The organism is Arthrobacter sp. AFG20, from assembly GCF_002892795.1.
Lineage (GTDB): Bacteria > Actinomycetota > Actinomycetes > Actinomycetales > Micrococcaceae > Arthrobacter.
This window is the reverse complement of the sequence record NZ_PJMC01000016.1, coordinates 49,421-60,568: the sequence shown is the minus strand read 5'-3', so window position 1 is coordinate 60,568 and position 11,148 is coordinate 49,421. Positions and strand designations below refer to the sequence as shown.

Here is an 11,148-nt window from a genome sequence, read left to right as displayed (position 1 = left end):
CGGTTCACGAATGGCGGTAGCGTTCGGCGGCCCGCTGGCTGCGCCCGGCCACCACCACCTTCTGGTGCCATTCCCGCTGGTACGCCCTTCTCGCCGCAGCGTCGTGGCGCCGTGCCAGGGCGGCGAGTTCGCGCTGGAGCTTGAGGTAGCTGGCCCACCGCCGCTCCTTGAGGGATCCGTCGTCGAGCGCCGCCCGGACGGCGCACCCTGGTTCCCGGTCATGGGCGCAGTCGGAGAAGCGGCACTGCTCAAAGAGCACCTGCAGGTCGCCGAACATCTCTTCCATGCCGTCCTCGGCGTCGAACAGGCCGAAGCCGCGGACACCGGGAGTGTCCATCAGCACGGCGCCATTGGGCAGCGGCACCAGCTCCCGCGATGTCGTGGTGTGCCGCCCCCTGCCGTCGGTGGCCCGCACGTCCCCGGTGGACTGGACGTGGTGCCCCACGAGAGCGTTGATGAGGGTGGACTTCCCGGCGCCGGAGGGGCCCAGCAGGGCGAGCGTCCACCCCGGCTGCACCCTGGAGAGCAGTTCGTCGATGCCGTCTCCGTGCTCCGCCGAGGTGGTCACCACATCCACGCCGGCGGCCTGCAGGATCACCTTCCCGACGACGTCGTCAGCGATGTCCGCCAGGTCCGCCTTCGTGATGATCACCAACGGGGTGGCGCCGGAATCCCAGACGGCCACCAGGGTCCGTTCGAGCCTGTTGTGGCTCAGCGGACGGTCCACGGGAACAACCACGCCCACCATGTCGATGTTCGCGGCGAGGACCTGCCCCTCCGTGGACGGGTCGAACGCACGTTTACGGCTGAGCTCCGACGTGCGCGGAAGAACGCCGACGACGGCCGGTTCCGCCGCCCGGTTGCGGCCGAGCCAGACCCAGTCGCCGGTGGCCGGCACGGTACCGGGGGGATACGGCAGGTGCACCAGTCCGCCGGCCGTGGCCGCGACGATCCGGTTGCGGTCCACCCGGACGACGCGGGCGGCAGCCTCGGCGCCGCCGGCCGGATGGGCCGCGAAGTGCTCCGCCTTGGCCTCCGTGAAGCCGTACTGGCTTGGGCCGGGCACGGGCCCGGTGTTCATGAGATCAGTCTTTGTGAGAGGGGCCGGGTTAGGGGTTTGGTTTTGAAGCTGGTTGGCACGAGTGCCGGAAGAATTTTTCACTGTGAACCTCGGGTTGGCCCCGAAGCGCCGCCGGCCGGCAAAGAAGTGCGCTGTGCGCGCTGGGCTGGCTAAGAGTGGGCAGCAGCAGGGGCAGGAGTAATGAAGGTGATTTCGAGAAGGCGCGGAGCGCGCACGGATTCTGCAATCATCAGGTCCACCTCCCCCGTACGAAGTTCATGCCGGACTGGCCGCCGCCGGACAAAAAGGTCCGGGGACTCCCCCAGAATAGCCAGCGGGGCACCGGCTGGCTAGGGCAACTGGGCTGCGCCCGGAAATCAGTCCAGGAATCTCAGTCCAGTGACTCAAGCTTGCCGTTGACCGGCCGCTCCGAGAAAAGCCGCAGCGCGGCGTCCACCAGGGACACCCTGTTGAGCGAGTCGACGTCCCGCAGCGGAATCCACGCGGCGTGCGTGGTGGTGCCGTTCGTTTCGTGGGTGAGCTCCCCGCCCGTGACCCTCGCCTCGTAGACCAGGCGGAGCGCCTGGAAGTCGCGGTCCGCCCCGTCCAGCCGCGAATCCGCCGGCCAATGGCCGACGTCGATCCCGAGCATCCCGCCGATTTCGGCGTGGTACCCCGTCTCCTCGAAGACCTCACGGATGCAGCCGTCCACGGGGTGCTCGGCCAGGTCCAGCCCGCCGCCGGGCAGTGTCCAGCCTTCCTTGCCGTCTTGCTTCCAGTACGCCAGAAGGATGGCGCCGTCGCGGATGATGACTGCATAGGCGGCGGGGCGGGTGTCGAAGAGAACGCTCATGGCTCCAGCGTAGCCCCGCGCTATCCGCGTGCAGGCTGCCGTCCTAGAGTGGGACTGTGACGAATCTGGAGCTTCTCCCGCAGGAGGAAACCTGCCCGCCCGCCGGCCCGGAAACAGGGACGGGAGCGGGGCCCTGCCTGCAGCTGTGGCCGGCACGCGAAGTGCCGCTCGGCGGGGTCCGCGCGATGTCGGTGCTTCGCACACTGCCCCAGCGCGGCCTGCCGACGGTGGGTGCCTGGTGCTTCCTGGACAGCTTCGGTCCCGACCGGACGGCGATGTCAGTGCTCCCGCACCCGCATACCGGGCTGCAGACCGTGACGTGGCCGCTAGCCGGGCAGATCAGGCACCGGGACAGCGTGGGCAGCGACGTCATTGTCCGCCCGGGAGAGCTGAACATCATGACCGCGGGCCACGGCGTCTCGCACTCCGAGTTTGCCGTGCTGCCGGCGACGGACGACGGCACGGACGACGGCGGTGCAGGGCTTCCGCTGCAGCGCGGGCTGCAGCTGTGGGTTGCGTTGCCGGACGGGGAGCGGGACAGGCCTCCGGCCTTCGAACAGCACCGTGACCTGCCCACGGTCCATGGCCCGGGCTTCACCGCCACCGTGATGGTGGGATCCTTCGCCGGCGCTTCCTCGCCCGCCACGATGTACACGCCGATCGTCGGCGCGGACGTCCGCTGCGGCGGCGTCGCCGCTTTCCCGCTCGACCCGGCGTTCGAGCACGCCGTCCTGGTGCTCGACGGCGGCCTGACGGTGGACGGGCGGGCGATCGAACCGGGACCGCTGGGCTACCTGGGGGCCGGGCGTGAGGTCCTGGCCGTGAACGCCCTGCCGGAGACCCGGTTCGTCCTGATCGGCGGTGAGCCGCTCCAGGAGGAGCTGCTGATGTGGTGGAACTTCGTGGGCAGGACCCATGAGGAGGTCGCCCAGGCGCGGGCGGACTGGGAGGCCCAGGCAGAGCTGTCCGACCCGGCCGCGGAAGGTGCCCGCTTCGGGCTGGTCCGCGGCCATGGGCCGGATGCGGGCCGCGAGGCAGGAAGGATCCCCGCGCCGCCCTTGCCCGGAGTGCAGCTCAGGCCGCGGACCCGTTCCTAGGGGCCCTGGGTCAGGGCTGGTCGCGGACCAGCAGCGGGACACCGAAAACGGGGTCCTGTGCCAGGATCCGCACGTCGCTGACTCCTGCTGCGGCCAGGTGCTGCCGGAACGATTCCTGAAGCCGGCCAACGTTCATGCCCAGGCCGCTGCCCAGGATGACCGGACCGTCCAGCCCCAGCTGCTTCAGGACCTGGGCGGCCATCTCCGCCAGGTCCTTGCCCGCCTGGTCAATCAGGTCACGGCTGACGCTGTGGCCGGCGTCGGCCGCCTCCACCACCAGCCGGGCCTGCTGCGCCCAGAAGCGCCGTCCGGTGTCCGGGGAGTGGAAGAGCGCGATCAGCCTGTTCGGGTCATCGGTGTTGCAGGAATCCAGGAGTGCCCGCGTCAGCTCGTCCGGTTCCTGCCCCTGGTTCATGCGCCGCAGGCTGTGCCGGACCGCCTCGCGGCCCAGCCAGTAACCGCTGCCTTCGTCGCCCAGGAGGTAGCCCCAGCCGCCCGCCCGTGCCTCGTCACCGTCCCCGTTCGCGCCCCAGGCCGCCGAGCCGGTGCCCGCGATGACTGCGACGCCGGTGCTGGCGCCGCCGGCCGCGAGCAGGAGCCGGGAGTCGTGGACCACGGTAATCCGGGCCCCCGGGGCGTGCGGCTCGATGAGGGCGGCCAGGGCGGCGGCGTCCTCATCGGTGTCGATCCCGCCGGCGCCGGCGTAGACCTGCGCCACCGGCCCCCTGCCGATTTTCGCAAAAAGCTCCGCAAGGTGCGCCGCGGCTTCCGCACGGCTTACGTTCTGGACGTTGGCGCTTCCCACGCTCTGGTCGGCTACCGGTTCCCCGCGCTCGAAGCGGACTCCCCTCGTCTTGGTGCCGCCGATGTCGAGGCCGATCACGACGTCGCTGGCTCGGGCGGTACCGGACGGGAGCGTGCCGGGCGAAACAGCATTGGACGGGACAGCGCTGGACGAAGCAGGGGCCGCACCGGATAGGTTGTCAGAGTTAGTCACCTGAACAGATTACTGATTAGCCCCAAGGAGCCGGCCATGCCCCACGCCGAGATTGATTCCCGCATCATTGCAGCGCCCATGGCAGGCGGGACGTCCACGCCGGGCTTCGTCCAGGCCGTCCACCGCGCCGGCGGGCTGGGCTTTCTCGCCGCGGGGTACAAGAGTGCGGACGCGGTCAGTGCGGAGATCCGGGCCTGCCGGGACGCCGGCGTCCGGTTCGGGGTCAACGTTTTTGTGCCGGACCATGCACAGCTGAACCCCTCCCCCGACGCAGTGGCAAGGCTGGAGCAGTACCGGAGCAGCCTCGACCGGGACGCCGGGCGCTACGGCGTGAGCGTGCCGACCCTGGTGCTTGACGACGACGATGCCTGGCAGTCGAAGATCGACCTCCTGCTGCAGCACCCGGTTGAACTGGTCAGCTTCGCGTTCGGGCTGCCCGATTCGGCAGTGGTCGAGGCGCTTCGGAAGGCGGGGTCGACGGTCCTCGCCACAGTCACCAGCCGCGCGGAGGCCGGGCTGGCGGCGGACCGCGGATTCGACGCCCTCGTCGTCCAGCACAGCAGCGCCGGCGCCCATTCCGGCGCGTTCCTGCCCGCGGCCAAACCGGGCGGCATGCCGCCGTCGACGGCTGACCTGATCCGGGAGGTGGCGGCCGCCGTCGACCTGCCGCTGATCGCCGCCGGCGCGGTGTCCGACGCCGCCGCTGTCAGGTCGGTCATCGCCGCCGGGGCGGTGGCCGCGCAGGTGGGAACGGCGCTGCTGCGGACGGACGAAAGCGGCGCACGCCAGCTGCACAAGGATGCCCTGGGCGATGACCGCTTCACCGAGACAATACCCACCCGCGCGTTCACCGGCCGTTACGCACGGGCGCTGGTCAATGACTTTGTCCGCGACCATGGGGACGCCCCCGAGGGCTACCCCGCCATCCACCATCTGACCGCCCCCATCCGCGCGGCAGCAGCCGCTGCCGGTGACCAGCAACGGCTGAACCTCTGGGCGGGTAAGGGCTGGCGCTCGGCGAGGACGGGACGCGTGGCCGAGGCCGTGGGCGCACTCCTGGACGGTTAGCGCCCGGCGCCGGTTTGGGCCTGGCGCCAGGCGGCCGCTCAGGCACCTGAGCGGGCCCGGACCAGCCCCGCCAGAAGCCCTGGCCCCTCCTCCAGCACCAGCTCCCGGAAGAGCCTGACGGCGTCAGGTTCGCTCTCCCGCATGCTGCGGCGCTCCCGCCAGGCCAGGCCGATCTCGCGGTACGCCAGTTCCGATTCCAGCGCAACTTCGACCCAGCCCAGGTCGCCGGTGTCCGCCGTGACGCCGAAGCCCGGCCCGCTGCCTCCCTCCGGAGGGAGGATGCTGACACCCAACCCGGCAGACACCAGACCTCGCGCGGTGTGTGAATCCTGGCTTTCAAAGGCGATCCGTGGCCTGAAACCGGCCTCCCGGAACAGGGCCTCCGACAGGGAGCGCAGTCCGTAACCGGATCCGAGCGCAACGAAGGGATCTTTCCGGATCTCGGCCATGGCCACCGATTTCCGGTTGGCCAGCGCGTGCCGGTGGTGCACCACGAGCCGCAGCGGCTCCCGGTACAGCGCGGCTGAGCCGATGGTCCTGCTGGCTGGCGCCACGGGTGCGGTCAGGGCGAGATCGGCGGCGCCGGAGGAAAGTTCGGCAAGGCAGCTGTCGCGGGAGCCCTGGCGGAGGTCGAACTCCGTCTGCGGATAGCGGCTCCGGAATGCGCTGATGAGCAGGGGCAGCGTCGCCTCGCCGAATGTGTGCTGGAAGGTCACGGCGACCCGGCCGCGCACCACCTCCGATTCGTGCCGGACAAGGTCCAGGCCCGCACGGAACTCGGCGAGCGCCGATTCCACATAGGGCAGCAACGTCGTCGCGGCAGGTGTCAGCCGGACTCCCCTGCCGTCCCTGACCAGCAGCTCGGTTCCCACCACGGCGCTGGCGCGCGCCAGCGCACGGCTGACCGTCGACTGCGGAACGCCGAGCAGCTCAGCGGTTTCGGTGATGTGCTGCGTCCGCCCAAGCTCCGCCAGCAGCGGCAGAATCGGAAGCAGCTGCACCAGCTGCCTGTGCTCGATATCCACTGGTTTTCCTCCGTCATTCAATCCGTTCCAGCATGAATTAGAGACGAATCATGCATTGGATACTAGGTCAGCATAGATCTACGCTGAAGGCATGCCAACGCCCCACAAGCACGCCCGCGGAAACCTGGAGTGGAACGGGCACCCGAAAGGTTCCCAGGCCTACGGCAGGATCCTGGCCGGCCTCGCGTTCGCCGGCGTGGCCACCTTCGCACAGCTCTATTCCACCCAGGCCGTGCTCCCCGTGATGGCCGCCGAGCTCAGGGTGACCGCGGCGGAAGCCGCACTGACCATTTCGCTGGCCACCGTCGGCCTCGCCGTCACCGTCATTCCCTGGTCGTTCCTCGCAGACCGGATCGGGCGGGTGAAGGCCATGACCTGGGGAATCTGCCTGGCCACGGCGCTGGGCCTGATGGTGCCGCTGGCCACGTCCTTCCCCGTCCTGCTGGGCCTTCGGATGCTGGAGGGCATGGCTCTGGGCGGCATTCCTGCCATCGCCATCGCCTACCTCAACGAGGAAATCGACCGGGCACACGCCGCCGTGGCCGCGGGCAGCTACGTCGCCGGCACCACCCTGGGCGGCCTGGCCGGAAGGCTCGTCGCCGGACCGGCCGGGGAATTATGGGGATGGCGCGCCGCCGCGCTCGCGGTCTCCGTCCTGGCCACCGTGGCCGCCGTGCTCTTCCTGGTCCTCATCCCCAAGGCCCGCGGCTTCAGCCCGGCCCGGGGCATCGGCCTCCGCGGTGCGGCCAGGACCCTGTCCGGCCATCTGGCCAACCCGAGGCTGCTGGCACTCTACGTCCAGGCCTTCCTGCTGATGGGCGGCTTCGTGGCCGTCTACAACTATCTCGGGTTCCGGCTCTCCGGCGAGCCGTTCAGCCTTCCCGCCACGCTCATCAGCCTCATCTTCCTGGCCTATCTGTCGGGCACTGCGACCTCGCGCTGGGCCGGTACCCTGACACAGCGCTTCGGCCGCCGCACGGTACTGCTGGCCGGCATTGCGGTCATGGCGGCGGGCCTGGCCCTCACACTCACGCAGGTGCTGGCGCTAATACTGGCCGGGCTCGTCATCTTCACGGGCGGCTTCTTCGCCGCCCACAGCATCGGCGCGGGCTGGACCGGCGCCATTGCCCAGACAGGCCGGGCACAGGCGGCATCGCTGTACAACCTCGCGTACTACCTCGGCTCCAGCATCCTGGGCTGGGCAGGAGGACTGGTGTTCCAGGCCCTCGGCTGGCAGGCGCTGGCCGCTGCCGTCATCATCCTGGGGTGCACGACGGCGGTGATCACCGCCGTCGTGCACCCCGCCCCCGGGCGCCAGCGGCGGCAGCGGCATCAGGACAAGGCGAGCCTGCAGCGTTCCTGAATTATCGCCGCCCAACGGACCAGGAAACCTGCACATGTTCGGAAGTGCGGCGCGCAGGGGAATGTCTCGCCAACATTCGCGCCGCTAAGATGAACGGAGAACACATCAGGAGGATCCGTGAGCAGCAACGCGAAGAATATTCGCCCGGCGGCGGGGCACGAACCCCTCGACGCCATCGACGAGCGGCTTCTGGCGGCCCTCGTGGACGACGCCCGGATATCCAACAAGCAACTTGCTGAACTGGTGGGCATCGCCCCCTCCACCGCCCTCATGCGCACCCGCGCGCTCTCAGACCGGGGCATCATCCAGGGGTTTGAGGCGAAACTGAGCCTTTCCGCGATTGGCCGGTCAGTGCAGGCCCTCATCGCCGTCCGGCTCCGCGCCCACGACCGGGAGCAGATCGACCGGTTCACCTCCCGCGTCCCCAAGCTGCCCGCCGTGCTGTCGACCTTCCACACGTCGGGCTCGGTCGACTATCTGCTGCACATTGCCGTCGCCACCACCGAGGACCTGCGGGACTGGGTTCTGGACAACCTTGCCACCGATCCCGTAGTGGGCCACACCGAAACCACGCTGGTGTTCGAGCACATGCCAGGCAACCACGGGCCACTGCCGGACCAGGACTGAGCGGGCACGAGGACCGAGCCGGCACCGGGACAACCCGTCCGAGGCGACCTAGCGGCGCGAAAGCAGCAGGCCCGAGTGGGCTGCGCCGAGAAGGTCGCCGCGGAGAAGGCTCAGTTCATCCCGGCGCCGCGCGGCGTCCCGCTGCAACCGGACGGTTTCCTCCGGAACAAGCCGGCGCCGCTCCGCCCATTCCACCAGGCCGGCGCCGATACGGACCGCCACGACCTCCAGCACGGAGGCACGGCGGTAGCCGGGGACGGACTGGTTGACCGATAGAGCGCTCATGGCTCTTTCCTTTCGAGGCTCATTGACTGTTTGGTGCTGATGGATTCCGCCTGGGCGGTGTTGTGCTCCGCGGTCTGGGTCCTACCCTGGCCGCGGGTGCCGGCGGACGCGGGGACGCCGAGGATGGGGAAGGCGTTGAAGTGGATCTGGACCGGCCGGGCGCCTTCCTGCTCGTCCTCACCCCGGATCTCCTCCAGCAGGCGGTAGGAGTAGGCGTCCATCGCCCGTGTATAGGCAGCCAGCTGTTCTTCGTTCATTCGCACGTTGGCGGTGCTGACGATGGCCGCTTCCAGCCACGCGCGGTCCAGGGTGGCCGCCCCGTGGGCCATGAAATCGGCCAGCACGGCCTGGCGGCGGTGTTCGAACTCCCGGTTGACCAGCCGTGATGCTTCCTGGGTGGCGGGGGAACTTGCAAGCTCCGGTGACGAGACCTCAATGGCGCCGCGCGGCCGCTCCCACCACCGCTCACGTGCCGTGCCTTTTCCCTCGACTTCCCGGACGAAGTCGTGCTTCGCTAGCTGGCGCAGGTGATAACTCGTGGAGCCGCTGGACTCCCCCAGCAGCTCGCCGAGGCTGCACGCCGTTTGTGCGCCGTACCGGGACAGCATCTCCAGGATCTGGACGCGCAACGGATGTGCCAGGGCCTTGAGAGAGGCCGGGTCCATCTTGCGGACGGGGTACGGCAGATCCTGCACGCCGGGGGTTTCGGTGTTCGGCTTAGTGGCCATACCGCAAGGCTACGCTTGCAAAGATTTCTTTGCAATCATTTCTTTGCAATCGGTTCTTTGCAACTCTTTCTTTGCAGTCTCCCTGAGCGACGGCGGTCCCTCCCTTCGCTGCTGCCGGCGGAGGCCGCGGCGCCGAGGGAAGCGCTGTTACCGGCCGAGACTGCGGCGCCACGTGATCGCGGCCAGCAGCCCCGCCGCACAGGCGCACGCAGTCACGAATCCAGCGACGGCCGCGTCGAGGCCGTAGGCCGCGGTCGCGAGCCCCAGCCCCACCACCGGCACGGCACTTCCGAGGTAGGTGATCACATAAACGGTGCTGACGATCTGTGCGTGCCGGGACGCCTCCACCTTGCCCGCCACGTCGTTGAAGACGGTCCGGAAGGCGACTCCCTGCCCGGCGCCTGCGGCCAGGCTCGCCGCAACCAGCAGCCACGGGTTGCCTGCGGCAGCCGCGGCAGCGAGGAGTGCAACCGAGCCGGCCAGCACCGCCAGACCCGCCGGTACTGCGAACCTGCTGCGGACGGCGATCAGCTGGCTCAGGGCGGAGGCGCCCAGGGTGAGCCCGGCCAGCAGGCCGATCAGTGGCCGCGAATCGGTGCCGAGAATCGTCGCGAAGTAACTTGGCGCGAGGGACAGGCAAAAACCGAAAACGGCAAAGCTGAGGAAGCCGACGGCCGCCGCCAGCCAGAATGCACCACGGGCTTCCCGGGACACCGTCGGCCGTCGCGGCGCCAGGGCCTTCAGCGGGCGGGAGCCGGCAGCAGGTTTGATGGCGGGACGGGCGCGCAGCAGGTACAGCGGAATCAGCAGGGCGGCCAGGACGAGCGAATGGATGAAGTACGGCGTGGTGGTGGCGCCGGGCAGGAGGGAGAGGATCCCGCCGATCGCGGGGCCCGCCGCCACTCCCCCCGCCGAGGCCAGCAGCGTGAAGCGGGAGGCCCACTCCGGGCGCTCCGGCAGCAGCTCGCGCAGTGCTGCCGAGCTCGCCCCCGTGGCCAGTGCGACGGCAACGCCCTGCAGCGCACGGCCGCCGCACAGCCCGGCCAGACTGTCCGCGTTCGCAAAGAGCAGGCCGCCCGCGAGCCCCGTCAGCACGGCAAGGAGGAGGGCCGCACGGCGTCCGATGTGGTCGGACCAGTGCCCCGCGAGCATGAGCGTTGCCACGAGCGCCAGGACATAAGCGGCGAACGCGACGGTGATGCCAAGGGAACTGATGCCGAGCCGCACCTGCAGCAGCGGGTACAGCGGGGTCGCCAGGTTTGCTCCCACCAGGAGCGTGAAAATGACGACGCCGGCCATGGCCAGCCGTGAGGTGGTGGACGCATCCCAGCCCCAGCGGGTAGCTGGGGCCGGACGCATCCGAAGTTCGCTAAAGACAGTCATGCCCGTGCCCTTGCCTGTGTGTCCGTGGAACCGGCCCCTTGTGGGGGCTGCTCGCACGGATGGAATCGTGTACCTAAAGAATGCGGCAGGACTGCGTACCCAGTGCGTGATTTTGTGGGATTATTGAGCAAAACCATCAATCTTTGGCCGGATTCATGAACCGGAGTGACGATTTGAACACGTTGGACCCCACGGATCTGAAGATCCTGCTCGAGCTGATCCGCGACCCCCGGGTCCAGATCGGCGAGCTGAGCGAGAAACTGGGCATCGCGCGGAACACTGCCCAGTCCCGCGTACGCCGGATGCTGCGCTCCGGGATCCTGCACGACGGCGGACGCGAGATCGACCTCGAGGCGGTGGGATACGACGTCGTCGCCTTTGTGACCATTGAGGTGACCCACCGGGAGCTCGACGGCGTGATCGCTGCTTTGCGGCTGATTGCCCAGGTCCTTGAAGTACACGAGATCTCTGGCAGGGGTGACGTCTGGTGCCGCGTGGTGGCCACGGACACACAAAATCTCCAGGCCGCGCTGCGTTCGATCCTGCGTATCAAGGGCGTGATCCGCACCGAAACAGTACTGGCCCTCCACACGCACATCCCTTACCGGACCGAGCCGCTGATCAGCCGCCTCGTGCAGTCTGCCGGGGCAGAGTCGGAATAG

At 69.2% G+C, this 11,148-nt stretch carries 12 protein-coding genes; 5 read left to right on the top strand and 7 right to left on the bottom strand.

Translation table 11 applies throughout. The features are described 5' to 3' along the window. Positions 1 to 4 precede the first annotated feature (4 nt). Together rsgA and CXZ05_RS17430 are read right to left on the bottom strand one after the other, a co-directional pair. On the bottom strand, positions 5 to 1,081 hold the full coding sequence (rsgA, locus tag CXZ05_RS17435) for a ribosome small subunit-dependent GTPase A (RefSeq protein WP_102973786.1): 1,077 nt from the start codon (positions 1,079 to 1,081) through the stop codon (positions 5 to 7). 370 nt (positions 1,082 to 1,451) lie between these two features. Continuing rightward, positions 1,452 to 1,913, bottom strand: a complete 462-nt coding sequence (locus tag CXZ05_RS17430) for an NUDIX hydrolase (protein ID WP_102973785.1) — start codon at positions 1,911 to 1,913, stop codon at positions 1,452 to 1,454. A gap of 56 nt (positions 1,914 to 1,969) precedes the next feature. On the opposite strand from CXZ05_RS17430, the gene CXZ05_RS17425 reads away from it, so the two are divergent. Then, positions 1,970 to 3,010 carry a pirin family protein gene (locus CXZ05_RS17425; RefSeq protein WP_102973784.1) on the top strand — a complete coding sequence of 347 codons (1,041 nt, stop codon included), beginning with the start codon at positions 1,970 to 1,972 and terminating at the stop codon, positions 3,008 to 3,010. A gap of 10 nt (positions 3,011 to 3,020) precedes the next feature. Here the strand turns inward: CXZ05_RS17425 and CXZ05_RS17420 are convergent, their stop codons facing one another. Continuing rightward, on the bottom strand, positions 3,021 to 3,893 hold the full coding sequence (locus CXZ05_RS17420) for an N-acetylglucosamine kinase (protein WP_102973783.1): 873 nt from the start codon (positions 3,891 to 3,893) through the stop codon (positions 3,021 to 3,023). Positions 3,894 to 4,043: 150 nt separating this feature from the next. Between CXZ05_RS17420 and CXZ05_RS17415 the strand changes: the two genes are divergently transcribed. Next, on the top strand, positions 4,044 to 5,075 hold the full coding sequence (locus tag CXZ05_RS17415; protein ID WP_180987441.1) for a nitronate monooxygenase: 1,032 nt from the start codon (positions 4,044 to 4,046) through the stop codon (positions 5,073 to 5,075). 38 nt (positions 5,076 to 5,113) lie between these two features. Here CXZ05_RS17415 and CXZ05_RS17410 read toward each other — a convergent pair whose 3' ends face one another. Then, complete coding sequence (locus CXZ05_RS17410; protein WP_102973781.1) at positions 5,114 to 6,100, bottom strand: LysR substrate-binding domain-containing protein; 987 nt, start codon at positions 6,098 to 6,100, stop codon at positions 5,114 to 5,116. Between the two features lie 91 nt (positions 6,101 to 6,191). On the opposite strand from CXZ05_RS17410, the gene CXZ05_RS17405 reads away from it, so the two are divergent. Next, positions 6,192 to 7,463, top strand: a complete 1,272-nt coding sequence (locus CXZ05_RS17405) for an MFS transporter (protein ID WP_102973780.1) — start codon at positions 6,192 to 6,194, stop codon at positions 7,461 to 7,463. 117 nt (positions 7,464 to 7,580) lie between these two features. Further along, on the top strand, positions 7,581 to 8,090 hold the full coding sequence (locus CXZ05_RS17400) for an Lrp/AsnC family transcriptional regulator (RefSeq protein WP_076801434.1): 510 nt from the start codon (positions 7,581 to 7,583) through the stop codon (positions 8,088 to 8,090). Between the two features lie 48 nt (positions 8,091 to 8,138). Here CXZ05_RS17400 and CXZ05_RS17395 read toward each other — a convergent pair whose 3' ends face one another. From CXZ05_RS17395 to CXZ05_RS17385, 3 genes are all read right to left on the bottom strand, one after another. After that, positions 8,139 to 8,375, bottom strand: coding sequence for a 2-nitropropane dioxygenase (locus tag CXZ05_RS17395; RefSeq protein WP_102973779.1), 237 nt, complete (start codon positions 8,373 to 8,375; stop codon positions 8,139 to 8,141). Further along, entirely contained in the window at positions 8,372 to 9,103 is a 732-nt protein-coding gene (locus CXZ05_RS17390) for a transcriptional regulator (RefSeq protein ID WP_102973778.1), read from the bottom strand. Before CXZ05_RS17390 ends, CXZ05_RS17395 begins: the two co-directional genes overlap by 4 nt. 147 nt (positions 9,104 to 9,250) lie before the next feature. After that, positions 9,251 to 10,486 carry an MFS transporter gene (locus CXZ05_RS17385; protein WP_102973777.1) on the bottom strand — a complete coding sequence of 412 codons (1,236 nt, stop codon included), beginning with the start codon at positions 10,484 to 10,486 and terminating at the stop codon, positions 9,251 to 9,253. 173 nt (positions 10,487 to 10,659) lie between these two features. On the opposite strand from CXZ05_RS17385, the gene CXZ05_RS17380 reads away from it, so the two are divergent. Continuing rightward, positions 10,660 to 11,148: an Lrp/AsnC family transcriptional regulator gene (locus CXZ05_RS17380; RefSeq protein ID WP_374754670.1), complete on the top strand. Its 489-nt coding sequence runs from the start codon at positions 10,660 to 10,662 to the stop codon at positions 11,146 to 11,148.